The 26,473-nt window shown below is 59.6% G+C and carries 25 protein-coding genes; 4 read left to right on the plus strand and 21 right to left on the minus strand.

Translation table 11 applies throughout. The annotated features are described in order from the left end of the window. Window positions 1-36: 36 nt before the first annotated feature. The 3 genes from ACR0AC_RS11755 to ACR0AC_RS11765 are packed head-to-tail and all read left to right on the plus strand — an operon-like array spanning window position 37 to window position 2,213. Window positions 37-594 (plus strand): hypothetical protein, encoded by a 558-nt coding sequence (locus ACR0AC_RS11755; RefSeq protein WP_480707828.1) that lies wholly within the window; start codon window positions 37-39, stop codon window positions 592-594. Next, the gene (locus ACR0AC_RS11760) at window positions 595-1,551 is read left to right on the plus strand and encodes a fumarate hydratase (protein ID WP_480707827.1); all 957 of its coding nucleotides are present in this window, start codon (window positions 595-597) and stop codon (window positions 1,549-1,551) included. Continuing rightward, a complete protein-coding gene (locus tag ACR0AC_RS11765; RefSeq protein ID WP_480873537.1) occupies window positions 1,548-2,213 on the plus strand; it encodes a fumarate hydratase C-terminal domain-containing protein in 666 nt (221 codons plus the stop codon). Before ACR0AC_RS11760 ends, ACR0AC_RS11765 begins: the two co-directional genes overlap by 4 nt. A gap of 7 nt (window positions 2,214-2,220) precedes the next feature. Here ACR0AC_RS11765 and ACR0AC_RS11770 read toward each other — a convergent pair whose 3' ends face one another. The 20 genes from ACR0AC_RS11770 to ACR0AC_RS11865 all read right to left on the minus strand — a co-directional run bounded on the left by ACR0AC_RS11770 (window position 2,221) and on the right by ACR0AC_RS11865 (window position 23,539). Then, a complete protein-coding gene (locus ACR0AC_RS11770) occupies window positions 2,221-2,841 on the minus strand; it encodes a glutathione S-transferase family protein (protein ID WP_480873538.1) in 621 nt (206 codons plus the stop codon). Window positions 2,842-2,876: 35 nt separating this feature from the next. After that, window positions 2,877-3,620, minus strand: coding sequence for a sulfite exporter TauE/SafE family protein (locus ACR0AC_RS11775; RefSeq protein WP_170622443.1), 744 nt, complete (start codon window positions 3,618-3,620; stop codon window positions 2,877-2,879). Next, complete coding sequence (locus ACR0AC_RS11780) at window positions 3,610-4,506, minus strand: LysR family transcriptional regulator (RefSeq protein WP_480873539.1); 897 nt, start codon at window positions 4,504-4,506, stop codon at window positions 3,610-3,612. Before ACR0AC_RS11780 ends, ACR0AC_RS11775 begins: the two co-directional genes overlap by 11 nt. A gap of 100 nt (window positions 4,507-4,606) precedes the next feature. Further along, complete coding sequence (locus tag ACR0AC_RS11785) at window positions 4,607-5,449, minus strand: fumarylacetoacetate hydrolase family protein (protein ID WP_480873541.1); 843 nt, start codon at window positions 5,447-5,449, stop codon at window positions 4,607-4,609. Window positions 5,450-5,600: 151 nt separating this feature from the next. Further along, window positions 5,601-6,581: an iminosuccinate reductase BhcD gene (bhcD, locus tag ACR0AC_RS11790; RefSeq protein WP_480873618.1), complete on the minus strand. Its 981-nt coding sequence runs from the start codon at window positions 6,579-6,581 to the stop codon at window positions 5,601-5,603. 24 nt (window positions 6,582-6,605) lie between these two features. After that, entirely contained in the window at window positions 6,606-7,769 is a 1,164-nt protein-coding gene (gene bhcC, locus ACR0AC_RS11795; protein WP_480873543.1) for a 3-hydroxy-D-aspartate aldolase BhcC, read from the minus strand. Window positions 7,770-7,779: 10 nt separating this feature from the next. After that, window positions 7,780-8,754 (minus strand): beta-hydroxyaspartate dehydratase BhcB, encoded by a 975-nt coding sequence (gene bhcB, locus ACR0AC_RS11800; protein ID WP_480873545.1) that lies wholly within the window; start codon window positions 8,752-8,754, stop codon window positions 7,780-7,782. A 10-nt stretch (window positions 8,755-8,764) separates the two neighbouring features. Beyond that, on the minus strand, window positions 8,765-9,955 hold the full coding sequence (gene bhcA / locus ACR0AC_RS11805) for an L-aspartate--glyoxylate aminotransferase BhcA (protein ID WP_480873547.1): 1,191 nt from the start codon (window positions 9,953-9,955) through the stop codon (window positions 8,765-8,767). A 257-nt stretch (window positions 9,956-10,212) separates the two neighbouring features. Beyond that, the gene (locus ACR0AC_RS11810; RefSeq protein ID WP_170622437.1) at window positions 10,213-10,947 is read right to left on the minus strand and encodes a proteasome-type protease; all 735 of its coding nucleotides are present in this window, start codon (window positions 10,945-10,947) and stop codon (window positions 10,213-10,215) included. An 11-nt stretch (window positions 10,948-10,958) separates the two neighbouring features. Next, window positions 10,959-11,756, minus strand: a complete 798-nt coding sequence (locus ACR0AC_RS11815; RefSeq protein WP_480873549.1) for a transglutaminase family protein — start codon at window positions 11,754-11,756, stop codon at window positions 10,959-10,961. A 3-nt stretch (window positions 11,757-11,759) separates the two neighbouring features. Next, on the minus strand, window positions 11,760-12,701 hold the full coding sequence (locus ACR0AC_RS11820; protein ID WP_170622435.1) for an alpha-E domain-containing protein: 942 nt from the start codon (window positions 12,699-12,701) through the stop codon (window positions 11,760-11,762). Window positions 12,702-12,704: 3 nt separating this feature from the next. Further along, a complete protein-coding gene (locus ACR0AC_RS11825; RefSeq protein ID WP_480873551.1) occupies window positions 12,705-14,102 on the minus strand; it encodes a circularly permuted type 2 ATP-grasp protein in 1,398 nt (465 codons plus the stop codon). A 165-nt stretch (window positions 14,103-14,267) separates the two neighbouring features. Beyond that, window positions 14,268-15,488, minus strand: a complete 1,221-nt coding sequence (locus ACR0AC_RS11830) for an aminopeptidase P family protein (protein ID WP_480873553.1) — start codon at window positions 15,486-15,488, stop codon at window positions 14,268-14,270. Window positions 15,489-15,649: 161 nt separating this feature from the next. Beyond that, the gene (locus tag ACR0AC_RS11835) at window positions 15,650-16,861 is read right to left on the minus strand and encodes an ABC transporter permease (protein WP_480873555.1); all 1,212 of its coding nucleotides are present in this window, start codon (window positions 16,859-16,861) and stop codon (window positions 15,650-15,652) included. Between the two features lie 5 nt (window positions 16,862-16,866). After that, the gene (locus ACR0AC_RS11840) at window positions 16,867-18,141 is read right to left on the minus strand and encodes an ABC transporter permease (RefSeq protein WP_480873558.1); all 1,275 of its coding nucleotides are present in this window, start codon (window positions 18,139-18,141) and stop codon (window positions 16,867-16,869) included. Between the two features lie 72 nt (window positions 18,142-18,213). Then, on the minus strand, window positions 18,214-19,305 hold the full coding sequence (locus ACR0AC_RS11845) for an extracellular solute-binding protein (protein ID WP_170622430.1): 1,092 nt from the start codon (window positions 19,303-19,305) through the stop codon (window positions 18,214-18,216). Between the two features lie 104 nt (window positions 19,306-19,409). After that, a complete protein-coding gene (locus tag ACR0AC_RS11850; protein WP_480873620.1) occupies window positions 19,410-20,498 on the minus strand; it encodes an ABC transporter ATP-binding protein in 1,089 nt (362 codons plus the stop codon). 148 nt (window positions 20,499-20,646) lie between these two features. Further along, window positions 20,647-21,357 carry a maleate cis-trans isomerase family protein gene (locus tag ACR0AC_RS11855; RefSeq protein ID WP_480873560.1) on the minus strand — a complete coding sequence of 237 codons (711 nt, stop codon included), beginning with the start codon at window positions 21,355-21,357 and terminating at the stop codon, window positions 20,647-20,649. Next, a complete protein-coding gene (locus ACR0AC_RS11860) occupies window positions 21,354-22,499 on the minus strand; it encodes a M24 family metallopeptidase (protein WP_480873562.1) in 1,146 nt (381 codons plus the stop codon). The genes ACR0AC_RS11855 and ACR0AC_RS11860 overlap by 4 nt, the downstream gene beginning before the upstream one ends. Further along, window positions 22,496-23,539 (minus strand): pyridoxal-phosphate dependent enzyme, encoded by a 1,044-nt coding sequence (locus tag ACR0AC_RS11865; protein WP_170622427.1) that lies wholly within the window; start codon window positions 23,537-23,539, stop codon window positions 22,496-22,498. The genes ACR0AC_RS11860 and ACR0AC_RS11865 overlap by 4 nt, the downstream gene beginning before the upstream one ends. 84 nt (window positions 23,540-23,623) lie before the next feature. Between ACR0AC_RS11865 and ACR0AC_RS11870 the strand changes: the two genes are divergently transcribed. After that, window positions 23,624-24,808, plus strand: coding sequence for a M24 family metallopeptidase (locus ACR0AC_RS11870; protein WP_480873565.1), 1,185 nt, complete (start codon window positions 23,624-23,626; stop codon window positions 24,806-24,808). A gap of 174 nt (window positions 24,809-24,982) precedes the next feature. Here ACR0AC_RS11870 and ACR0AC_RS11875 read toward each other — a convergent pair whose 3' ends face one another. Further along, on the minus strand, window positions 24,983-26,446 hold the full coding sequence (locus ACR0AC_RS11875) for a cytochrome-c peroxidase (protein WP_480873567.1): 1,464 nt from the start codon (window positions 26,444-26,446) through the stop codon (window positions 24,983-24,985). Window positions 26,447-26,473 lie beyond the last annotated feature (27 nt).

Raw genomic sequence — 26,473 nt, forward strand, 5'->3', positions numbered from 1 at the left:
CGGAATTGCATTGTTTAGTTTTAGTCGGAGCACAAAATGCGTGGCCTATACACAATTCACGACGTCGAAAACTCCAGTGTCAATGTTTGGAAAGAGGAGGGCTTCGTGTGTTTCTTGATTTGCTCGCCTTTGGATGTTGGCTACATTAATGCCCTAAAAAGAAATTGGGCTTTTTTTGACGAAGCGTCAGGAAGTTCGCTTTGGGTTCTCGTTTCATTCGTAAATGACGCGGAAGAAATGACCGACGCGGAAATGAGAAAATCTGTCAAAATCGCTGAAAAGTTGGGAGTCCCTTTTTCGGATGCTCCATGCCTATTGTTTGCTGAGGGCCCGGAGAGTGAAAATTTCTTCTCTTACAAATTGAAACCCGGTTTGGACGAGTTAGATGCAGGACGTACTTTGATACCAGTGATCGATGGTTGCAAGAAACACATCGTGACAGACAAAAATGGTAGAACGACCCATGGCTTCAACGCGCTGAAACAAGAACTGAGAACACACAGAAGTCAAAGATTTCTGGCTATGGCCATAGATGCAACGGGGCAAGTTTTGATGGCGGTTTTGAAAAAGATTGCGACTTCTGGTATCGGCTAGATGATACCGATCAAGCTCATCCAATCCACGGCCGAAACGCTGATGGACAAGGCGGCGATTGAGATCCCGCAAGATTACCTCGATGGGCTGAAAGCGGCGGCAAAGACCGAGGATGGCGATCTGTCGTCATTTGTTCTGAAAGCTATGCTTGAGAACTACGAAGCCGCGAAAGAGGACCGCCGGGCCATGTGCGGCGACACCGGCGTGCCGCGCTGGTTTGTCAAACTGGGCAACGAGGCGCAGATCGAAGGCGGCATGGTTGCATTGGAAGCGGCTCTCAGGCGGGCAACGGCAAATGCCACAAATGGCGTGCCTTTGCGCCCCAATAGGGTGCATCCTTTGTGGCGCACGGATCACGACAACAATGTCGGCATCGGCGCGCCTGAGATCGAATACGGGTTCGAGCCCGAAGGCGCGTGGATCGATCTGATCACCGTGCATAAAGGCGGGCTGTTCGGTACCGATTACCGGATGCTGTTCCCCTCGGACGGGATACAGGGGATCAAACGCTTCTACCTCGACAGCCTGATGGCCTTTGGCAAGCGCGGTCTGGCCTGTCAGCCCGCGATCATCGGAATCGGACTGGGTGGGTCCAAGGATATCTGCATGACGCTGGGCAAACGCGCCTCGACCCTGCGTGTGGTGGGCAGCCGCAATTCGGACCCGCGCATTGCCGAGATGGAGGATGAGTTCAAGGAACTGGGCAACTCTATCGGTATGGGCGCCATGGGGTTTGTGGGCAAGAACATGGTGATCGATTGCAATATCGAGGTCGGCTATTGCCACACGGGGGGCATGCCCATGTCGGTCCACGCCTTCTGCCTGTCGTCGCGCCGGGCCGTCGCGCGCATCCACGCCGATGGTCGGGTCGAGCATCGCACCGACCCGGATTGGTTCACGCCGTATCAGCGCCGCGAAACAGTGGACTGGAACCCGGTGCAGGAGGCCGCGGAATGAGTTTGCGCGAGATTGAGCTGTCCACGACGCCAAATGCCGAAGACATCGCCGATCTGCGGCTTGGCGACATCGTGTATCTGACCGGGCTGATGTATACCGCCCGCGAAGGTGTCTATATGCGCGCGCTGGAGGATAAGGCGAATATCCCGATGGAATTACCTTCGGACAGTGCCGCCAATTTTCATTGCTCACCCGCGGCGCGGATCAATGCGGATGGATCGTTTGACATGGGGGCAGTGACGGCGACCGCGTCGTTTCGCTTTGCCAAATGGTTGCCGGAATGGATCGCCAAGACCGGGGCGCGACTGATCGTTGGCAAGGGCGGGATGTCCTCGAAGGATTACAAAGAGTATTTCGTGCCGAACGGTGCCGTATACCTGTCCACCGTGGGCTACGGTACCGGAGCACTGCTGGGGCGCGGCGTCGAGAATGTCGAGGCGGTGCATTGGAGCGAAGAACTCGGTCTGGCGCAGGCGATGTGGGTGATCCGGTGCAAGCGGATGGGGCCATTCATCGTGGCCTCGGACATGAACGGAGACTGTCTGTTCGAACGCGAAAACGCCAAGATCGCCGAGACTATCGAACAGGTTTATGAGGGCACGAAACCTGCTGTCATGAAGCGCTACGGTGAAAGCGATGATCGACGGGATGAAGTGATCTGAGGCCGCTCTACAGTGACCCGTACAGGGCCAGAACAGTTTGCGTTGCCGGTCGGGCGCGCATGGCTTCGTTATGTGCGGCCAGTTTGGGATAAGGGTCCAGTGACAGATCGGCTGCGGCCATCCAGTGCTGCAACAGGAACAGATAAGGGTCGCAAAAGCTGAACTGTGCGCCCATCGCCCAAGGGGTCATCTCCAGTTGCTGTTCCAACAGTTTCGCTGAGGCCGCAAGATTGCGTGGCGCGACACCGCGCATATCCTGCAGCGAGGCGTCCTGATCAGCCCACCGGCTGCCGCGTTTGAGATGGGCAAATCCGACATGTACGGTCGAACAGAGATAGGCGCAGAGTGACCGCGCCTGTGCCTGCGCATAGTCGCCATCGGGCAGCAGACCAGCTTGGGGATGGGTGGCTGCAATGTATTCCAGAATGGCTGGGTTTTCGGTCAGAAGCCCCTCAGGCGTTTCCAGAACCGGGATGCGCCCTTTTGGGGTTTTACGCAAGAAATCCGGGCTGCGATGCGCCCCGTCGGGAATTGAGATTTCGACCGCCGTGAACTCTGCCCCAGCCTCAATCAAAAGGATATGTGCGGCAAGCGCGGATGAGCCTTTGGAATAGTAGAATACAAGCATCCCGGTCGGCCCTTCCTGTTGTTCTTGCGGGTGGACTATAGAACCTCGCTTGCCATTACGCCCAGCCCCACCAGCAGCGTCAACAAGATCAAAAGGCGTCGGAAGCCTGTGTCGCTGAGGCGGCGAAACACCATGATGCCGATTTGCGCTGCGATCAGACCGCAAGGGACAGTCACCAGCAGCGCTTTCACGGCCGCGCTGTCATAGGCGCCCTTCAAGAACAGCAGGAAGATCGTGGTGCTGAGAATGGTCACGTTGAACGGCTGCAAAACCGCGCGCGTCTCGGATTTGGTCCAGGGCCGCAGCGACAGCCACATGGCCGGGATCGCGCCCGAGACGGCGGCGGCCCCGCCCAGAATGCCTCCGGTCAGGCCAACCCCGGTATCCAGCCAGGGCGTTCGACGCTCGAACGCGGGAAGGGTCGCGCGAAAACCGAAATAGCCGCCATAGAGGATCAGAAAACCCGCAACACCGATCCGCAACGTGCTGGCGTCGATCTGGTTCAGCAGCGCAAGGCCAATGGGCACCCCAAGCAGGCCGGGAACGAGAAAGCGCAGCAACCTGTGGGGCTGCGCCAGAATGTCGGCCCGAACGATCCACAGCCCCTGCAGCCCCGCCAGAACCGACATGAGGGCGACAATCGCCACGGCTGTTACCGGTGGCAGCACGACGAGGTAGAACCCAAGCGCAAACAACGCGGTTCCGGTGCCCGCAAGCCCGTTGATAAAGCCACCCGCCGCCGCGCCGAGGATCAGATAGAAAACCGTTTCAAATGTCATGCGCAGGCGTGTGTCCGGTGCTTTTGGATGCAGCTATCACACCGGCCAGCGCATTGAAAAGCGCATCCATGGCCCGCATCTTGCTTTGGGTCTCGGGATAGATCAGGCCCAGCGTCCGGCGGGGCGCATCGGGACCAAGGTTTAGCCGGTTGAGTGGCAGCGGATCCATCGGCGGAACGGCAAGGTCCGGCACGATCGAGACGCCCAAATTGGCGTGAACCATGCTGGCTATGGCCTCAAGCCCGTCCAGCTCCATCGCCTCATTGACCCGGATGCGTTTCGACAGGATCCAGTTGTCGATCAGCGCCCCGACCACGGCGCTGCGGTTGAAGCGGATAAAGGGTCGGATCTTCAACAGGGTGATCGGGTCTAGTTCGGGTTCCTCCAGCGAGGCGATCAGTTGCATCGGTTCTTCGACCAGCTTCCGGAAGATAACGCCCGGTGGCATGACGGCGGGCTTGGTCACCAAAGCCGCATCCAGATTTCCGCGGGCCAGGTCTGCCAGCAAAGCGCCGGTCAATCCGGGTTTCAGGTGTAATCCCATGCCGGGATGATGCGCTTTCAGCTGCGCCATGGCCTGCGGCGCCAACCCGGTCAGCGTTGTACGCAGAACGCCCAGCCGGATCACGCTGTTCAATTCGCCTTCCTGCATCACCGAAGGCACCAGATTGTCGTAATCCGCGATGATCTTGCGGGCTTTTTCGACGATCTGATGGGCAACAGGGGTCAGTTCCGGCGTTCTTGTACTGCGATCAAACAGTGCCACGCCCAGATCCGCCTCAAGCGTCTGCATCTGTTGGCTGACAGCGGCATGGGTGACATGCACAACGTCCGCCGCCGCGCTGAAGGTTTTTGTGTCTGCAATCGCCACAAGGGTGCGCAGCATTCGGATTGTCACGGTCGGTCCCTGCAAGCTGAGATCAAGGCGTGTTGGCAGCGTACTCTGTTTGGCCTGACTTCACGATGCCTAACTGCTATCGCAGCCCTTATCCCGCAACGGTGACTTGTCGTTGCACACCCAGCCCGACAATCCCGGCCTCCAAACGATCGCCGGGTTTCAGGTAGGTCGGTGGCGTCTGACCCATGCCCACACCCGGAGGCGTGCCGGTTGAAACAATATCACCGGGTTGCAGGGACATGAATTGCGACAGGTGTGCGATCACCGTGGCCACACCGAAATGCATCGTCCGGGTCGAGCCGTCCTGATAGCGATGGCCGTTGACCTCAAGATACATCGGCAGGTTCTGAGGGTCCGGCACCTCATCCCGTGTCACCAGCCAGGGGCCGATGGGGCCAAACGTATCCGCCGACTTGCCTTTGACCCACTGGCCCGAGCGATGCAGTTGAAAGTCGCGCTCGGACAGGTCGTTCACCACGCAATAACCCGCCACGTGGTTCAAGGCGTCGGCTTCGGAGATGTATTTCGCTTCCTTGCCGATCACGACGCCCAGTTCGACCTCCCAATCCGATTTCTCTGATCCGCGGGGGATTTCGATGTCGTCATTCGGCCCTGCAATGGCCGAGGTTGCCTTGAAGAAAATCGCGGGCTCGGCAGGCAGGTCCATTCCGGCTTCGGCGGCGTGGTCGGCGTAGTTGAGGCCGATACAGATAAACTTGCCAACCTGCCCGACGCAGGGGCCGATACGTGTGCCCGCGTCCACCGCTGGCAAACTGGTCGGATCGATTGCGCGCACCCGGTCCAGTTCCGCGTCGCCAAGCGTTGCCCCGGCAATGTCATCGATATGACCGCTGAGGTCGCGGATTGTGCCATTGGCATCCAGAAGACCGGGTTTTTCAGCGCCTTTTGGCCCGTGACGTAAAAGCTTCATGCTGCGCTCCTTCTTGGCTCAGGTCGTCCGGAGGCTATTAGTGGCGCAGGTTTCGCGTTTTGTATAGCGGCTGGTTTTCACCGGAAGGCAGATCAGCAAGCACCCGGCACCGACGGGAGAAATCAGTGCCGAGTGACGCGTCGGCGGGGCGTTACAACGTGGCTTGGTCTGCCAACCCCGCCTCTTGCGCCAGCCGGGCTGCTACAGAGGCCACGGCCAGATCTTGCAGGCCGACGCCGGTGCCGTCGAACAGGGTGATCTGGTCATCGCTGCTGCGACCCGGATGGGTTCCGTTAATTACGGCGCCGATGGGCGTGATCTGATCCTCGGTCAGGGTACCTGCTTCAACGGCGTGCTGCGCCTCGCCGATCGAGACGGATTGGGCGACCTCATCGGTGAAAACCGTGGCTTCGGTGACAAGGGCCGCATCGACCTCTTGCTTGCCTTTGGTGTCTGTGCCCATGCAGGCCAGATGCGTGCCGGGTTTGATCCAGTCTTTCATCAACAGCGGCTCGAAAGCCGAAGTGATGGTGATGATGACATCCGCCTGCGCGCCAAGATCCTGTTGCGAGACGGCCTCAAATTCCAACCCGAGCTCGGTCGCGACCGCGCCCAGACGGGGCAGCATTTCGGGGTGGGGGTTCCAGGCGACGACTTTTTCAAAGTCGCGCTGTTCGGCGGCGGCGCGCAGCTGGAAGGTGGATTGATGACCCGCGCCGACCATGCCCAGAACCTTGGCATCTTTCCGGGCCAGATGGGCGATGGACACAGCCGAGGACGCAGCTGTGCGCACGGCGGTCAGGTAGTTGCCACCGACCAGCGCCGACAGGCGTCCGGTATCGGGGTCGAACAGAAAGACGGTGGATTGATGGTTGGTCAGCCCCTTATCCATATTGCCGGGCCAGTAGCCACCGGATTTCACGCCCAGCACCTGACCGTCCCGGTCGAAACCGGATTTGAAGCCGTAAAGCGCGTCGGCATAGCCAATGGCCTCACGGATGACCGGGAAGTTATAGGCGTCGCCCCGCGCCATGGCGGCGAAGACGTCCCGAACTGCATCGAATGCCTCGGCGCGGCCAACCAGTTGCCGGCAAAGGTCTTCTCCGACGATCAACAAGGGTGTGTCTGTCATGTCTTTCATGATCCTTCCCTCGCCTCAGTACGCCTTGCCGCGCGCGGACACGGGCCAGAGGGTTTCGACCTTGCCGCCCCGCACGCCCACATACCAGTCGTGGACATTGGCTGTCGGATCACAGTGACCGGGCACCAGATGCAGCTTGTCATTGACCTTCAGAACCCCGTCCGGGTCCGACACGACCCCATGTTCGTCCGAGCATTTGATGTATTCCACATCCGAGCGACCAAAGATCACCGGCAGGCCGCTGTCGACGGACTGGGCCTTGAGCCCCGCATCCACGATGGCTTTGTCTGCCTTGGCATGGCTCATAACGCTGGTGAGGATGAAGAAGGCGTTTTCCCACTCTCCCCGGTCGATGCGGTTGCCGTTTTCGTCAAGGATGCGGCCATAATCGGCATCCATGAAGGCGTAAGAGCCGCATTGCAGTTCGTTATACACGCCCGACGCGCTCTCGAAGTAGTATGACCCGGTGCCGCCACCGCCGACGATGTCGCAGTCCAGCCCTTCGGCCTTCAACCCATCCACGGCGTCTTTCACCTGCGCCACGGCGATGTCGATCTTGGCTTTGCGATCCTCGTACAGGTCCATGTGCTGCATCGCGCCCTGATAGGCCTGAATGCCGGCGAACTTGAGGCCAGGGGCCGCGTCGATGGCTTTGGCGATGGCGATGACCTCGGGCGTGGTGGTGACACCGCAGCGGCCTGCGCCGCAGTCGATCTCGACCAGACATTCGATCTGGGTGCCATGACGCTGCGCGGCCTCGGACAGGTCGGCAACGTTGTCGATATCGTCGACGCAACAGATCGTCCGCGCGCCCAACTTGGGCATCCGCGCCAGACGGTCGATCTTGGCCGGGTCACGCACCTGATTGGACACCAGCACATCGTTGATCCCGCCACGGGCAAAGACCTCAGCCTCCGAGACCTTCTGGCAGCAGATACCGCAGGCCCCGCCCAGCTCGACCTGTAGCCGCGCCACATCGACGGATTTGTGCATCTTGCCATGCACCCGGTGGCGCATGCCGTGGGCTTTGGCGTAATCGCCCATTTTCTGGATATTGCGCTCCAGTGCGTCCAGATCCAACACAAGGGCCGGGGTCTGGATCTCGGATGCGTCCATGCCGATGGCAGCGGGGATGTCGTAGCCGACTTCGAGTTGCTCGATGTTTACGGGTTTGTTCATGTTGTCCTCCTCAGCCCTGGGTCCAGGGTAGTTTGTCCAGATCCACATTGCCGCCGGTAATGATCACGCCGACGCGTTTGGCCTTGAAGGCGTCGGGGTTTTTCAGAATGGTCGCCAAAGGCACCGCGCTACTGGGTTCCATCACGATGCGCAGGTATTTCCAGGTGATCTTCATTGCGGCGATGATCTCGTCTTCGCTGGCGGTGTGGATGTCGCTCAGGAAGTTCGAGACAAAGTGCCAGGTGTTTTCCTTCAGCGGCACTTTCAGCCCGTCGGCGATGGTCACCGGCGCGTCATCAGCGATGATGTGACCGGCCTTGAAACTGCGATAGGCGTCATCGGCCTGTTCCGGTTCCGCGGCATAGATCTTCACCTCGGGCGCGAGGTTCGACATTGTCAGGCAGGTGCCCGAGATCATGCCGCCGCCGCCAATCGGCGCGACCATCGCGTCCAGACCGTCGGTCTGCTCCAGCAGTTCCGCCGAACAGGTCGCTTGCCCCGCAATCACGCGCGGGTCGTTATAGGGGTGCACGAACTCGCCACCCGTACGCGCCTGCACCTCGGTAAACACCGCCTCGCGCGAGGTGGTCGAGGGCTCGCATTCGGTGATGATCCCGCCATAGCGACGCACCGCGTCTTTCTTGGCTTGTGGCGCTGTGCGCGGCATCACCACATTGCAGGGGATGCCCTGGCGACCGGCGGCATAAGACAGGCTGAGCGCGTGGTTGCCGCTGGAATGCGTGCAGACGCCGCGCTTGGCGACTTCATCATTCAGGCCAAAGACCGCGTTACACGCGCCGCGCACCTTGAAGGCACCGGCCTCTTGAAAGTTCTCGCATTTGAAAAACAGTTGCGCGCCCGTCAGATCGTCCAGATAGGCCGAGCGCAGCACCGGGGTGCGGTTGATATGTGGTCTGATCCGCTCATGCGCTTCGCGCATATCGGCAAGGGTCAGGCAATCGGCTGTGGTCATTGAATCTAGCATCCTTGGGTCCTTACGCTGCGGATTGCATGGGATTGGCGTGGCCCAGACGGAAGTATTCCTGTGCCGCTGCAACACCGCTGCCCAACTCGATCGGGTAATTCAGGTCGGCCATCGCCATCTCAATCGTCGCGAGGCCAGACAGCACCATCACATCCGTCAGACTGCCCAGATGGCCAATGCGGAAGGCCTTGCCGTTCATCTCGCCCAAGCCGATGCCAAAGCTGACGCCATAGGCGTTGAAGGCATGGTCGGTCAGGGCATTGCTGTCGAAGCCTTCGGGCACATAGATCGCGCTGACCGTATCCGAGTAAAGATCGGGGGACTGCGCCACCAGTTCCAGCCCCCAAGCGGCGGTGGCTTTGCGCACGCCCTCGGCGAGACGGAAATGACGGGCATAGACGTTGTCCAAGCCTTCCTCGAACAGCATCTTCAGGCTTTCGCGCATGCCATAGATCAATTGCAGCGGCGGGGTATAGGGAAAACCACCGGATGCGTTGGCGTTCATCATGTCGCGAAAATCAAAGAAGGTGCGCGGCAGTTGGGCCGTTTCCATCGCTGCCAGCGCCTTGGGGCTGACGCACAGGATCGCCATTCCGGTCGCCAGCATGAACCCCTTTTGCGAGCCCGAAACCGCAATATCGACGCCCCAGTCATCAAAGGCAAAAGGCATTGAGGCCAGCGAACTGACGCAATCCACAAACAGCATCGCTGGGTGGTCACTGGCATCCATCGCCTTGCGCACCGCCGCAATATCCGAGCGCACGCCGGTGGCCGTCTCGTTATGCGTGACCAGAACCGCCTTGATCTCATGGCTCTTATCCGCAGCCAGAGTCTCGGCGAATTTATCCGCCGGTGCGCCACTGCCCCAGGGGCATTCGATGATCCGCACATCCAGACCGTGGCGCTGACACAGGTCGATCCAGCGATGGCTGAACATGCCATACCGCGCGACCAGGACGGTATCGCCGGGGCTGAGCGTGTTGGTGATCGACGCCTCCCACCCGCCGGTTCCGCTGGCGGGGAAGGTGATGATTTGACCTTCGGTTGTGCCAAAAACCTTCTTGGTGTCTTCCAGCACCGGCGCGAAGGTCTGTACAAAATCGGGGGCGCGGTGGTCCTGAGTCTGCACCTGCATCGCCAGCCGCAACCTGTCGGGGATGTTCGTTGGACCGGGAATAAAGACCGGGTTCTGGTTGGACATTTTTGCTTCCTCCGCTTTGACGAAATTGTCTTATCGGGCGGGGGAAACTGCAATTTTCTCGAAAATGTTTTTTGTTGAGTGAAAAAATGCCTTAACGCGTTGAAAATCAGGGCCTGCGTATTTTTTCAAAAATGTGGCTGAAATTACCGAAAATGAAAAAGTAACCGCAGTCATCATCTCCGACTGCGGTTTTCACCTTCGAAAAGGAAGAGATTCGGCTTGCCGTCTGTCAGACCCAAAGGTCCGAACACCCCCCGTTAATCAGGTGCATATTCCGGCAGTTTCGACAGCGCAGATTTCAGCGCGTCCCCCCACCCATCCGAGATGGTTCGGAAATAGGGATCGTCCCCTTCGAACCGGGTGCGCTGACCGGGTTCGAAACTGTCTTCGTCATAAAGAAACAGGTCGAGCGGTGCGCCGACGGACAGGTTGGCCTTGATGGTCGAATCAAAGCTGACAAGCAGCAGTTTCACCGTTTCGGCAAAGCTCATGTCGGGATCATAGGCACGCACCAGAATGGGGCGTCCGTATTTGGTTTCGCCAATCTGGAAGAACGGCGTTTCGTCGCCCGCCTCGATGAAATTGCCCTCGGGGTAGATCAGAAACAGGCGCGATGGTCCGCCCTTGATCTGGCCGCCCAGGATCAGCGTGGCGTGAAAGGCGCTGTCGGCCTGTTGGCCCGAGCGGGCGTGCTGTTCGATGACGTCGTTCAGCGTATCGGCAACCAGTTGCGCGACCTGAAACATCGTCGGTGCTTCGAGGATCGAAGGGGATCGGTCTGCGGGCACCTTGGTGCGTTCTTCCAGCAGGCTGATCGTCGCCTGCGTCGTGGCCAGATTGCCAGCGGTCAGAATGGTGATCGAACGGTCGCCCTCGATCGTCCAGTTGAACATCTTGTTGAAGGTCGAGACATTGTCGACCCCGGCATTGGTGCGGGTATCGGACATGAACACCAGCCCACGGTTCAGCCGCATCCCCACAGCATAGGTCATCTTGGTCTCCGTTACTGCTGTGCGACCTGCAATTGCACTGTCAATTGCTCGCCCGCTGCCCCAATTCTGCTTCCTCTTACCGGGGCAGCCTGCGCATAGTCCAGACCGGTTGCAACACGGACGTAACGGCTGTCGGGGGATATTCCGTTCGATATGTCAAATCCGACCCATCCCAGCCCGTCCAGATGCGCTTCGGCCCAGGCGTGGGTGGCGTCCTGAACCTCGGTATCGCTCATCATCAGATAGCCCGAGACATAGCGGGCCGGAATGCCAAGCGCCCGGGCGCAGGTGATAAAGATGTGGCTATGGTCCTGACAGACGCCGCAGCCAGCCTCCAACGCGTCTTCGGCTGTCCAGTCGGGCTCCGAGCATCCGATCTTGTAGGTCACATGATCGCGGATCGCGGCAGACAGCGCGTGCAACCGGTCCAGCGGTTCGCCATCGGGCAGGGATTTGATCAGCGCGGCCACGCCTTTGCCGGGCTTGGTCTGATCCGTGTCGCGCTGAAACAGCCAAAGCGGGATCGACCCTTCATGAGGTCCCAGAACGCCGTGGGTGTCCGAGATATCGACCACGCCTTCCGAGATCAGCGAGACGCTTTGCGTGTTAGGCTCGAAACTGATCAGTTCCACCGTATTGCGGTGGTAATCCTCAAAGCTCAGCTCTTTGCGGCCACCAAGGACTTGCGTGGTCCAGCTGTCGATTTTCTGGTTGCGGAACGACTTGGGCGTTTTCCTCAGCTGTTGCAGGCCAAAGGGCACCGGGGCGTCGAAATCGTATCGGGTTTCGTGTCGGATGTGCAGTTTCATGGCTTACTCATAGAAACGATAATCGATTTCGATCTGTCGGCTCAGCCCGGCGAGATCGTTCTGGAATTCCTGAATGTACTCATGCAGGCCAAACTCGAAGATATCTGCGATGTCGCGATCCAGATATTTGTCATACAGCGCATTGGACGCCTCGCAGGATGGACCGGCGAAGCCATAGTCCTTTTTCAGATATGACAGGTTTTCCTGAATCTTGCGGCAACAGAAATGCAGGCTGCGCGGCATGCGCTGGTCCAGTATGAGGAATTGCGCGATGTCCGAAGGCGAGGTTTTTTGGCCATGCGTCATCCGATAGCCCCCGCCAGCGCCGACGGATCGCAGGATGCTTTCCCATTGGATATTGTCCAGCGACGATCCCACCGAAAAGGCTGTTGGCAACAGCACATAATATTTGACGTCCAGAATGCGCCCGGTGTTGTCGGCGCGTTCGATGAAGGTGCCGATGCGGGTGAAGTCGAACATGTCGTTGCGCAACATGGTGCCAAGTATGGCGCCGCGCACAAGCGCCGATTGATGGCGGATCAGTTCCAGTAGCCCGGGCAAGTCGCGTTCGTTCACCTTGCGCCGAAGGGCCTCGTCCAGTTGCATCCAGGTGGCGTTCACCGCGCTCCAGACATCATGGGTCAGCGCCGTGCGCACCAGTTTTGCATTCTCGCGCGCCTGTTTGACAACGGACCAGACCGATGACGGGTTATCCCCATCGCGCAGCACCCAGTCGACCGCATTGTCGCGGGTGACCTCGTCATATTTCTCCTGATAGGTGCCCAGAACGCCCGCCGTGCGCAGGACGGAACTCCATTCCTCGACCGAGTTCTGGGTGCGGGTCAGCGCCATGCGTTGACCGGTCTCCAGCAATCTGGCCGTGCTTTCCGCGCGTTCCAGGTAGCGGGACATCCAGAACAATCCACCTGCAGTTTTTCCCAGCATGGCTTAGTCCTCCAGCACCCAGGTGTCTTTGGTCCCGCCACCCTGGCTGGAATTCACCACCAGCGATCCCTTTTTCAGTGCAACCCGCGTCAACCCGCCGGGCGTGATCTTGATCCCGTCGGGTGAGACCAGCACGAAGGGGCGCAAGTCCACATGGCGGGGGGCCAGCCCCGAGCGGGCAAAGATCGGAACCGTGGACAGCGACAACGTAGGTTGCGCGATATAGTTGGCCGGGCGCGCCTTTAGCTTTGCTTTGAAGGCTGCGATCTCTTTCTTGCTGGCGGTCGGGCCGATCAGCATCCCGTAGCCGCCCGAACCGTGAACCTCTTTCACCACCAGATCGGACAGGTTGTCGAGGACGTAGGACAGGGATTTCGGATCGGCGCAACGCCAGGTCGGGACGTTTTGCAGGATCGGCTTTTCGCCGGTGTAGAACTCGACGATTTCGGGCATGTAGGAATAGATTGCCTTGTCGTCCGAGATGCCCGTGCCCGGCGCATTGGCGATGGTGATGCCGCCTGCGCGGTAGACGTCCAGAATGCCCGGAACGCCAAGTGCGCTGTCGGGGTTGAAGTTCAGCGGGTCCAGAAAATCGTCATCGACCCGGCGATAGAGCACATCGATGGGCCGATACCCGCGCGTGGTGCGCATACAGACGCGCCCGTCGACCACGCGCAGATCGTGGCCTTCGACCAGTTCCACCGCCATCTGATCGGCCAGAAACGCATGCTCGTAATAGGCCGAGTTGTAGATGCCGGGCGTCAGAACAGCCACGGTCGGCTCACCTTCGGCACAATCGGGCGCGCAGGCGGCCAGCGACCGCCGCAGATTGCGCGGATAGTCCGAGACGTTGCGCACATTGTTGGCGCTGAACAGTTCCGGGAACATCTTCAGCATCGTCTCGCGGTTTTCCAGCATATAGCTGACGCCCGAGGGCGTGCGCGCATTGTCTTCCAGCACGTAGAACTCATCCGGCCCGGTGCGGACCAGATCGATGCCGACGATATGAGTGTAGATCTTGCCCGGAGGGGCGACACCGATCATCTGGGGCAGGAACGCCTCATTCGCGGCAATCATCTCGGGCGGTAGGCGACCGGCGCGGACGATTTCCTGCCGGTGATAGATGTCGTAAAGAAAGGCGTTGATCGCGCGTACGCGTTGTTCGATCCCGCGTTCCAGCCGTTGCCATTCGCGTCCCGAGATGATGCGGGGAATGATGTCGAAGGGGATCAGCCGCTCTTCCGCTTCGGCCTTGCCGTAGACGTTGAAGGTGATGCCTGTCAGGCGAAAGACCTCTTCGGCTTCGCGCTGTTTTGCCCGTAATCTGGCGACATCTTCATGATTGAACCAGCGACCGATTTCTTCGTAAGGACCGCGCAGAGATCCGTCGCCATTGTACATTTCGTCAAAGAATTCTCCCATGCAGGAAGTTTGACGAACATATCCGAGTTTGCAAGGGGAACGGCCGAAATGGCCCCGAAACGGTTGTATTGCTGACTATTTATAGGGCTTTCAGCGCGCAGCCGCAGGAAAATGGGGTGGGGCACAGGCCCCACCCCGGATCGGTCAGGCACCGATGATGTTGTGGCCCGGCCCATAGGGGAAGCCGGTGATGTTCTCGGCCCCGTCTTCGCCCACGACCAGAATATCATGCTCGCGATAGCCACCCGCGCCGGGCTGGCCTTCGGGAATCCACAGCATCGGCTCGATCGAGACGACCATGCCGGGCTCTAGAACGGTGTCGATATCTTCGCGCAGTTCCAGACCGGCCTCACGCCCGTAATAGTGGCTGAGGATCCCGAACGAGTGGCCATAGCCGAACGAGCGATACTGCAGCAGGCCCTCATCCGCGAAGAGCCGGTTGATCTCGGCGGTGATGCCCGAGCAGGTCGCGCCGGGCTTGATCAGGCTCAGGCCCAGTTCATGCGCGGCCACGTTGGCCTTCCACAGGCGCAGGCTGTCGGCGTCGGGCTCGCCCAGGAACAGGGTGCGTTCCAGCGCGGTGTAATAGCCCGAGATCATCGGGAAGGTGTTCAGCGACAGAATATCGCCCTTTTGCAGCGCCCTTTTGGTGACCGGGTTATGGGCACCATCCGTGTTCAGCCCGGACTGGAACCAGACCCATGTGTCGCGAATTTCCGAGTCGGGGTAGGCCCGCGCGATTTCTTCTTCCATCGCGTCGCGACCTGCCATGGCGATCTCGATCTCGGTCGCGCCTTCGCGGATGGCCGCGTGGATGGCGGCGCCGCCGACATCAGCGGTGCGCGCGCCGCCTTTGATCAGCTCGATCTCTTCCGCGGATTTCACCATGCGGGCGAACATCGTGTCGGGTGCGATATCGATCAGTTCGGGCGCGTCCAGCATCCGCAGCGCGGTGTCGCGTGCGGCCAGGGTCATGTGATCGCCTTCGATCCCGATCCGTTTCGCGCCACCGATCAGGCTGGCCACGGCACGCCAGTAGTTGTCGCGCTTCCAGTCGGTGTAGATCACATTCTCGTCAACCGAGCGCCGCCACGGCTGACCCGCATCGATATTGGCAGAAACGGTGGTGCAGGCGTCCTGCGTGACAACGCAGCCATAGGGGCGACCGAACGAGCAATACAGAAAGCCCGAGTAATAGGCGATGTTCTGCATCGAGGTCAGCAGCACCGCCGGGATATCGCGCTTGGCCATGATGGCGCGCAGGGCGCTCAGGCGGCGGCTGTATTCGGCTTTGCTAAAGGGCAGGGGGGCCTTGTCACCATTGTGGCAAGTGAAGAATTCGGGGCGTTGAGCTATATCGTTCATCCTTGGTCTCTCATCTTTGCCGGGTATGCAAAGCCCGGCCACTTGTCCCGGCGTTCAGGACAGGCGGTCTCGGGTTCCGAGAGCCGTTCGCCCCAGTGCGTCCGCGACGCCATCGCGGCTGGGGTGAACAGGTGAATCGTTAGATCAGCTTTGTCCCTGCGTCAAGCGGGCGAGAGACCCCGCAAACGCTCGGACCGGCGGCGCAGCAGTTCAACCGTGGTCAGCAGAGCAATCGACAGCACCACAAGGATCGTGGCGACCGCCAGAATGGTCGGGCTGATCTGCTCGCGCAGGCCGGTGAACATTTGCCAGGGCAGCGTCTTTTGGCTGGCCGAACCGACAAACAGCACCACCACAACCTCGTCAAACGAGGTGATGAAGGCAAACAGCCCGCCCGAGATCACGCCCGGCAGGATCAGCGGCATCTGGATCTTGAAGAAGGTCCGCACCGGGCCTGCACCCATATTGGCCGCCGCCCGCGTCAGTGACCGGTCAAAGCCAACCAGCGTCGCGGTCACGGTGATGATGACGAAGGGGATGCCCAGAACAGCGTGCGCGAGGATCACTTTTACGTAACCCACGAAGTTCTTGTTCATACCCAGCGTCCCTTCGAGGAAGTTCCCGATATCGCTGTAGAAAAAGAACATGCCGGTAGCCGAGATGATCAGGGGCACGATCATCGGCGAAATCAGGATCCCCATGATCGCCCGCCGACCCGGCACGTGGGACTGGCTGAGCCCGATGGCGGCCAGTGTTCCCAGTGAGACCGAGATGACCGTCGCAATCGGCGCGATTATCAGCGAGTTCTTGAAGCTGCGCTGCCATTCATTGTTGGTAAAGAAGTCGCGATAGTGCTTCAGCGAATAACCTTCCGGGTCCAGCCGCAGCATTTCGGGCGTGAAGGTAAAGAAGTCCTGTGCGTTGAACGACAGGGGCAGAACCACAAGGATCGGCGTGATCAGGAACACAAAGATTGCACCGCAGATCACCCGGAACAGGTAGTGATAGAATACCTGTTTCGGCGTCAGATAGGGCAGCAGTTTCTGCCGATAACGCCCCTCGTACAGCCAGTAGGTGAACCAGGCAAAGAACCAGCCGCCCAGCAGGCCCAGAACGCCGCCCATCGGACCGGCGACCAGAAAGCCAACAATGCCGAAACCCAGGATGTTGACCCAGCGGGCCAGCTTCTCGTTCTTGAGCAGGTTGATGTAGACCCAGGCCAGCGCGGCAATCAGAACGGCGCCGCCCAGAAGGCCCAGAAGGATCGATCCGTTGCCTGCGCCGACAAAGATACCGGCGAAGGCCCCTGCCAGCGCGACGCTGGGCAGGACCATGGACATGGGTTTGCGGGAAATCGGAGTCAGTGCGGCCATTTTGATTATCCCAGCTTCACGTTATCGATGCCGACGATCTTGTCGTAGACCCAGTAGAGTAACAGAACGACGCCCAGAAGGATCGTCCCCAGTGCCGCGGCCAGCCCCCAGTTCAGCGAGGACGAGATGTGATAGGCGATCCGGTTCGAGATAAAGACGCCCTTGGTGCCGCCCACGATTTCAGGCGTGATGTAGTAACCGATCGACAGAATGAACACGAGGATCGATCCCGCGCCGATACCCGGAATGGATTGCGGGAAGTAGATGCGCCAGAACGTGGTCCAGTTGGTGGCGCCCATCGATTTCGCCGCGCGGGTGTAAGAGGGCGGGATGGTCTGCATCACCGAATACATCGGCAGGATCATGAAGGGCAGCAGGATATGCGTCATCGCAATGATCGTACCGATCTGGTTGTTGATGATCACAAGCCGCGCGTCATCCGCCACCAGCCCGAGCCAGACAAGGGTTTCGTTGATCACCCCCTGTTGTTGCAGCATTACTTTCCACGCCGAAGTTCGCACCAGCAACGAGGTCCAGAAGGGCAGCAGGACAAGGATCATCAGCAGGTTCGACACCCGCATCGGCAAGGTCGCCAACAGGTAACTGACCGGATAGGCCAGCAGAATACAGGCCCCCGTAATCACCAACGACATGAACAGCGTGCGCCCGAACAGCTTGATCAGGATCTGTTTGTCTTCGGGCTGGGCCTGCGCGCCTTCGGGGGTGCGGCGCATGTCGACCGCGTTCAGGAAATAACCGTTGGTAACAGCAGGCGAGTGGGTTTTGATCACGGCCCAGGTCTTTGGGTCGCCCCAGCCATCGTGCACGTCGATCAGTTTTTCCTTGAATGGACCGTCCGTTTCCGGATCCATTTTGTTGATTTGACGCCCGGATCTGCGGAACATCGAAGACATGCCGGTTTCTTCGTAGTTCAGACGCGAGCCCAGACGGGTGTGCTGTTTGTTGTCGATGGCGACAAGCATATCGCGCACAAAGGCATCATAGACGGCCTCATCCGGCAACTCGCCCGACGTGTCGTCCCAATCCTTGAGGGCTTCGACGGTCAGCGGCAGCGTGTCTGCAACAATGCTGTTTTCCACCGAGCGGAACAGCATCGAGGCAATGGGAATGATGAACGAGAACATCACGAACAGCAGCAAAGGGGTAATCAGCAGCAAAGCCCGCATTTTCTGTCGCCGCAAAGAACGGGCCAGCGACTGTTTCAGCGGCGTCCCATCTGCCGCTAGCATTGGCCCTGCGTTATCGCTTGCGTCCGTCATCGTTATTCCCTGTTTTGTCTTGGTCTGGGGGCGGCGCACCGCCCCCGACAATCCTATGTCGTCAGGTCCGGCTTATTGTGCCAGCCACGCCTGGAATTTGGCGTCGATGTCGTCGCGGTAGTCCGCCCAGAACTCGTAGTTATACAGGAACGTGTTCTTTGCGTTTTCCGGATCGGTCGGCATGTGCGGTGCCATGTCGATGCCCAGATCGGCATGCTGACCCACCAGCGGAGCCGACGAAGCACGGGCCGGACCGTACGAGATCCACTTGGCCTGATCCGCCAGACGCTGAGTGTCGGTCGCAAACATGATGTAGTCCAGCGCCTGCTTCTGACGCTCTTCGCTCAGACCAGCCGGGATGATCCATCCGTCCAGATCGAACACCTGCGCGTCCCACAGCATGGCGACGGGCTGGTTCTGCTCTTCGATCACGCTGAACAGACGACCGTTATAGGTCGAGCCCATGATAACCTCGCCATCCGCCAGCAGCTGCGGCGTGTCAGCACCGGCAGACCACCAGACAACGCTGTCCTTGATGGTGTCCAGCTTGGCCAGCGCCTGATCCTGACCTTCCGGGGTTGCCAGAACGTCATAGACATCGTCTTTCGCAACGCCATCGCAGATCAGGGCCCATTCCATGTTGTTGATCGGGCGCTTCTCCAGCGAGCGTTTGCCCGGATAGGCTTCCAGATCAAATACGGCGCAGACATCGGTAGGCGGTGTGTCACCAACCAGATCGGTGCGGTAGCCGAATGTGGTCGAATACACGATCTGCGGGATAAAGCAGTCGCTGACCAGCAGGTCGCCAAAGTCTTCGGACGCGGGCGTGCCATCGGGGGCAGGGGCCAGCATGGTGTCAGGGTCGATTTCCATCGCCAGACCTTCGTCGCACAGACGGATCGCATCGGCGGCAACAACATCGACCACATCCCATGTGATGTTGCCCGCTTCGTTCATCGCGCGCAGTTTGGCAACCGCTTCGGCCGAGCTGTCATCGTTCAGAATGGTGACGCCGGTCTTTTCCGAATAGGGCTCGTGATACGCCTTAAGCTGCGATTTGGAATATGCGCCACCCCAGGAAACGATCGTCATTTCCTGCGCGGACACGCCGCCCGCGGCGATTGCAACGGCGGCAGTAGTCAGAAGGGTTTTGGTTGCTTTCATGTGTAACTCCCAGTTCATCCCGTTTATGTATGTGGTCAGCTGATGCACGGGTCTTCATCAGCCGGTCCCTCTTGTATAGCTCCGCTTGTTTTGCGCGGCTTGGTCTATGCGTCGAGCGCACGACAATCCTGTGCCAGCCAGCCGATCTCGATCTCCTGACCGGCCTGCAGGCGAATGGCGTCGGGGGCGTTCCGTGTTTTGACGATAAAATCGTCGTTTCCGGCAACCGACATGCGGAAGCGGAAGACATCGCCCATATAGATGAATTCCTTGACCGTCGCTTTCAGCGTATGCGCGTCGGCATGCAGACGGTCCTTGTTGAATTCGACCCGCTCGGGCCGGATTGAGACCTTGGTCCGTTCGCCCGGATTGTGCACGTTGATCGGCACCGCATCGATTTCCGAGCCGTCGTCCAGCTGGATCAGGCAGGTGTCGCCTTCGATTGACTTGACCACGCCTTCCAGCGTGTTGTTCTCGCCAATGAACTGCGCAACAAAGCTGTTTTCCGGCTCTTCATACAGTTGATCCGGCGGGGCGAGCTGCTGAATGCGGCCATCGTCAAACACCGCGACCCGGTCTGACATAGTCAGCGCTTCGGTCTGGTCGTGGGTTACGTAGACGGTGGTAATGCCCAGCTCATGCGCAAGGCGCGTGATCTCGAACTGCATATGCTCGCGCAGCTGCTTGTCCAACGCGCCCAGCGGTTCGTCCATCAGAACCAGTTCGGGCTCGAACACCAGCGCGCGTGCCAGAGCGATCCGCTGTTGCTGACCACCGGACAGTTGCGCCGGACGACGTCCGCCAAAGGCACCCATCTGAACCATGTCCAGCGCACGTTTGACCTTGGCCTCACGTTCGGATTTGCCCAGCTTGCGCACTTCCAGTGGGAACGAGAGGTTCTCGGCCACGGTCATGTGCGGGAACAGCGCGTAGTTCTGGAACACCATGCCAATTCCGCGCTTGTGCGGTGGAATGTTGTTGATGGGTTTGCCGTCCAGCAAAATCTCGCCATGGGTGGCAGTTTCGAACCCGGCCAACATCATAAGGCATGTGGTCTTGCCAGACCCCGACGGCCCGAGCATGGTCAGAAATTCGCCTTTTGGCATTGCTAGGTTAAGATCTTTAACGACGAGGTTTTCGCCATCATAAGACTTCTGAACGCGTTGAAACTCGACAAACGCGGCGTCATTCATTGCTTCGGTCACAAGACCCCCTGTTTCGTCAAATGATTATCCGGTTTCTCCGGATTTCATTGATCTGTCCGCATGAATTAAGACCAAGCCGAATACGTTTTGCAACAAGGAATGTCGTTTTTTGTGCCTGCGGTCTCGAATTGACAATTCAATTGACGGAATTCAGGCGGCGCATGTGCCACGCAAGGCTTTGATTGCTTGATAATACAGGCTTTCCAAGCCGCGCCCGTATTTCCGGCAGTGCTGACAAAGTTTTGAGGTTGGTACAGCTTAAGAAAACAGCATCCACTTGTGGATCCGACCCCAATTCAACGGCTGCCGAGACAACTGAATCATTGGAAATCCGCACAACCTTTGCCTCTTCTGATTCGCCGAATGTGCCAAAAACATCGGTCGAGATTCCGTTTTCAGCAAATGCGCGCCGCAGGGGAATGTTCACTTCCTCAATATAAGGCGACAGAAGCGCGAATTTCGAAACACCGTGATTCGCGGCGCAGGCCACGGCGGCCCGCAACGGGTTTGTCACTTCGGCCGTGTTGCAGGTCTTCTTGACCATTTGGGCAACGCGCTCTGATCCGATCACCGAACTGGCCGAGGTGCAGCCATAGCCGACAACTTTGTATGGCCGGGCCTTGGGCAATAAATCGGCAGCGGCGGGCAAGGCGTTTTCCATCTCGGCCAGCGTACCGGTCGTCACTTGGATTCCGCTGGGAATGCGGGTGACGTAGATCGGATATTTCCGGTCCGAAAAATAGTCGCTGAACTCGGGCTCAAGCGTTTCGTCGGTTTGCAGCACGATCAGGCCCATTGGCGTGGCAGCCGGATCGTCAGCGTCCAGAGTATAGGGGATACGTGTCATAGCTGGGCCACCTCCGGCCCTTTTCGGGGGCTGATGAAACGCGGTGCATCTTCGGTGATCACGATGTTTTCCTCGTGCACCAGTATCTTGTCCGCCACGGCGATGCCGGGCTCTAGCGTCAGAACCATTCCGGGTTCCAGCACCGTATGATCCGTCGGGATGAGTGAGGGCCATTCGGTCAGCGACATGCCCAGCCCGTGACCCAACCGCCCGGCGTCGGTCCCTTCGCTATCTGCGGTCAGAATGGTGTTCATGGCATGGAACAGATCCGATGCCGTGGCACCGGGTCGGGCGATCTGAAACGCCGCGTCCGAGGCTTCGATCAGCCGCGCATGGGCCGCACGGACAGCGGGCGTTGCCGGTCCGACTGACCAGTTGCGGTCGAAATCCGAGAAATACCCGTCCCAAACCAGCCCGGTGTCCAGCATCAGCACATCGTCCTTGGCCAGCGGGGTGGGACTGGCTGGCGAGATCACATCGCTATATCCGCCTTGCTCTGCGCCCCCGGCAAGGTAGGGAACCCAATCCGCGCCTTCCTCCAGACAGAGCATCTGGAACTTGCGAAACACCTCATCCAGCGCCACGCCTTCCCGCGCGATTTCCGGGACTCGGGCAAAGGCGCGCCCGGCGATTCCGCAAGCGGTTTCGAGCTTGGTGATTTCCGCCGCAGATTTGACCATGCGCAACTGGCGCAGGATGCCGTGATCGCCTGACAGGCTGCGCGGAGTGATGGCCTGACGCACCCGCTCCAGATCGGCCAGCGGCATTCTGGCGTGGGTCTCATGCCCATCCGGCAGGCCTATGACACCGTCCGAAGGGGCCAGTTCGGCCAGCGCGTCCACCAGAAGCGAGACGCCATCATCCTGTAAATCCGGTGAGGACCACGTTCGGATATCTTCGATCCAGCTCTGTGCCATCAGGGCCGCGCCGATCGAAGGGATCACCGCAACCGGTTTGCCGCTGGCAGGCACAATCAGAAACCAGGGCCGCGTCGGGCTTTCCCAGAACCGGGTCAGGAAGCCGGTGAAATACCGCACATCCGTTTCCGTGGTCAAAAGCAGCGCCGACAGGCCCGCCTGATCCATCAGTCGTTGAGCACGCTCGGTTCGGGCCTGAAACTCGGTCGGGTCAAACCCCCTCATTCCGCGACCTCGGACAGGATGCAGAGAACGCGCGCGTTTTCGTCGATCCCTATTGCGGCCCGAGCCTCGGCGCTCATCACGGCAGCAACCCCGGCGCCGCCCGAGGCCGTTGTTGCCAGCCCCGCATCCTCCATCGCATCCAGATGTGTCGTCACTTCGTCATCGCGAAGGGTTAGGAACTGATCCGCATCGCGGGCCAACCCGTTCAGCGCGATCAGCGAGGGTTCCTTGCAGTCCAGCCGCCCCATGACGCTGTCCGGACCATCGGCGAAAACGCATTCGCCTGCTGAAATGCTGGCCTGAAGGGCGGGCGCATCCTCGGGCTCGACCACGACGATCTTCGGCGCGTTTCCCCAAACGGTACGCGCATACGCCGCGACCGCCCCGGCCAGCCCGCCGACGCCTGCCTGCAGCAGGATATGAGTCGGGGGCTCGGGGCATTGCTCTGCTGCTTCGGCGGCCATCTGCAAGTACCCCTCCATCAACGTGTGGGGGAGATCGAAATACCCCTCCCACGAACTGTCGGACAGCAGGATCCAGCCGTTGTCGCGGGCAGCCGTGCTTGCGCCGTCCATGCTGGCGGCATAGTCCGTGCCTTCGCGCACAACCTGCGCATTCTGCGCGCGCAGGCGGTCGGCAAAGGTTTCGGGCACCGTGTCGGCAATGTAGACGACAGCCTTTGCGCCGAACATTCTGGCTCCGGCTGCGACACTCATCCCGTGATTGCCTGCACTGGCGGTCACGTAAGTACGCCCCTGCAATGTCGTCGCGTCCGGCTTGCCTTTTTCTTCGGCAGCATGCCGGGCGATCACATAAGCCGCACCAAGCGCCTTGAACGATCCCAAATTCATCCGCCCGCGTTCATCCTTGACCCACAGGCGCGCGACCGGTGCCAGCCCTGAAACCTCGACCAATGGCGTTTCCCTAGCGGCGGGGCATTGCGCCAACAAATCGGCCACGCGCGCCGCATCTGTCGATGGATAAGGGGCGGATGGTGCCAGTTTCTGACCCCCCCGATGCGGGTTGTTGACAGTGTGCATGGGACCTCCGACGTTTCGTTGCGTTGACCTGAGCCATTTGGTGCGGTTGTGTCAACGCAAACTGTTTCATAACCCGAGGTGGCGATGACTCATTCTGACCCTGCGTTCACTCAAGCTGAATATGACCGTCGTCTTGCCAAGACCCGAAACGCGATGGCGGCGAAAGGTCTGGATTGTCTGTTCGTTCAGGACCCGTCCAACATGGCCTGGCTGACAGGGTATGAGGGGTGGTCCTTCTATGTGCAACAGGGGGTGCTGGTCTTCCTCGATGCAGATCCGGTCTGGTGGGGGCGGCAGCAAGACAGCAATGGCGCACTGCGGACGGTGTGGATGGGGGATGATCGCATTCTGGGATATGCCGATCACTTTGTGCAATCCACAACCCGTCATCCGATGCAGGATCTGGCGCAGGTCATCGCCCGGTTCGGTCATGGTACAAGCCGTATCGGTGTCGAGATGGACAATTACTACTACTCGGCCAAGGCCCATCAGACCCTAGAAGCCGAACTGCCCAACGCAAGTTTTGTGGATGCCACCGCCTTGGTGAACTGGCAGCGGGCGGTTAAATCCGGCGAAGAAATCGCCCTGATGCGCAAGGCGGCGCGGATTTCCGAGCATATCGTCGATGGGGTGCTGGACAGGGTCGAACCGGGCCTGCGTAAGAATGAACTGGTCGCGCAGATCTATCACGACGCGATCACCGGGGTTGGAGAGGATTGGGGCGATTACGCTGCGATTGTGCCGCTGTTGCCGTCCGGATCGGATGCAGCTGCGCCGCATCTGACCTGGAACGGTGACGTGTTCAAATCTGGTGAATGCACGTTCTTTGAACTGTCAGGGTGTTACCGGCGCTACCACGCCCCATTCTGCCGCTCGGTCTTTCTGGGTGAGCCTCCGGAGCAGATGAAACGGGCCGAAGCGGCGCTGGTCGAAGGGTTGGAGGCCGGGCTGGACGCGGCGCGCGCCGGCAACCGGGCGCGGGATATTGCAGCCGCTCTGGCAGCCCCTCTGGAACGCGCCGGGATCGAACGCGGCGCGCGGTGCGGCTATCCGATTGGCCTGAGTTACCCGCCGGATTGGGGCGAGCGGACAATTTCCCTGAGGGATGAGGACGAGACCATCCTGGAACCCGGAATGACCTTCCACTTCATGCCGGGCCTGTGGATGCAGGATTGGGGTCTGGAGATCACTGAATCCATTCTGATCCGCGAGTCCGGCCCGGCAGAGTGTTTTTGCAACCGCCCCCGGAAACTGTTCGTAAAGCCCTGACGTCTTTGGTCGCATCTTGCTGAGCCTCAACATGAGACGCCAAGGGCACCTGCTGACACCTCGGAACGAGCCAGATTCACCAGCATTGCGGTATCCGAAAGCCCGAAGGTGCTGTTTCAGAATGGCATCTCGGTCCGTCTCGATCCGACCGGGTGCGGCAACCCCAATTCCAACCTAGTTTGGCTGCGGATCAAGCCCCGAGGCTACGTCATCGGGCACCCAGTGGCGCAGGGTGTTCGTGGCTGGATCCGTCAACGCGTTCAGAAAGGCCACAAGATGCGCAACGTCGCGATCTGTCAGATCGGGGCGCGGCTCGAGCTGGTTCGCGGCGGCGATGCGTGCTTTCAGGTTGGGGGATTCAAGAACCCAGCCATCGCGGGTATCGAAAGCGCCCCGGCGGTCGGGTTCGACTGCGGTGAAACTCAAGGCCGACCCACGCGCCGAAAGCCGTTGGACATGTTTCAGTTCAGGCAAGATATCGGGTTTTAGACCATAGCGGTTCAGGCTGCCGACCGGGTCAATGTGGTGACGGATGACGTCTTCAAGCGTGTCATACGCGCCGCTATGCCCCCACGGACCTGTAATCGCGACGTTTCGCAAAGACGGGGTACGAAACGCAAACAGATCTTTGCCGCGTTTGCTGACCCTGTATCGGCCCTCATCCTCGGTTCGGGCAAAGAACCCGGTCTCGCGCCAGTATTCCAGATCCGCCCCGTGGCCCTTGCCGGGCCCAATCTGCGGCATGGCAATGGCGTGAAAACCATGATCGGTCAAAAGCGGCCCGCTGTGGCAGCCGGAACAGCCCGCCTTGCCGTAAAACAGCTGCAGACCTGCCTGCGCATCGTGGGACAGATGCGACATATCCCCTGTCCGCAACACCAGATCAAACGGGCTGTTGTCAGATCGAAAAGCCACGGTCTGAAAGGCTGCAAGTGCTTCGGCAATATGCGCGTAGGTAATGTCTGATGGCTGCCTGATCTCGTGAAAGGCGGCATCAAAAAGGGCGACATATGCGGGAATTTCGGAAACCGTCTTTGCAAGCAGCGCCCAGACTGTCGCCCTGTCCTCGGTTGCTGCGGCATCGGCGACTGGGTTCTCGCCATACTGACCGGCCATTTCCAATGGCGATGTCACCGGGAAAAACGCCTGAGCCGCCAGAACGCTGCTCAGATCAGGCGGAAGGGCTGATCCGGCCGGGTTTCGAATGGTTGCGCCCATCGCCTCGACCCGCCCATCGTGAAACATGCTTGTGTAGGCCCGTGCCCCGATGTTCCAAAGCGCCTGAGCGTTGCGCGGAATGCGCCCGTTGACGGCATCATGTGTGACGCGATGCGCCCCGGTCCCTGTACCGCCTTCGCCAATGCCCAAGGCCAAACCATCCCCCGACCCCAGGCTGGGGTCATGGCAGGTGCCACAGGATATGTTCTTGTTTCCGGACAGGATCGGGTCGAAAAACAGGTTGCGGCCCAACTCGACCAACGTGTCCGAGGGTGCACCGTCATACAGGAAATCCGTGTCCTCCAGCGGATCGGGCAAGGGCAACCAATGCTCGGCCCAGGAAACCTGCGGCAGGGCGAAGGTTGAGAGCATGACGCCCAATAAGGGCGTCACAATCAAAGATCTCAAACTGATGTGCATTGTTTTCAACTCCTGAAAAGGCTGGGG

The organism is Ruegeria sp. H7 (assembly GCF_056532945.1).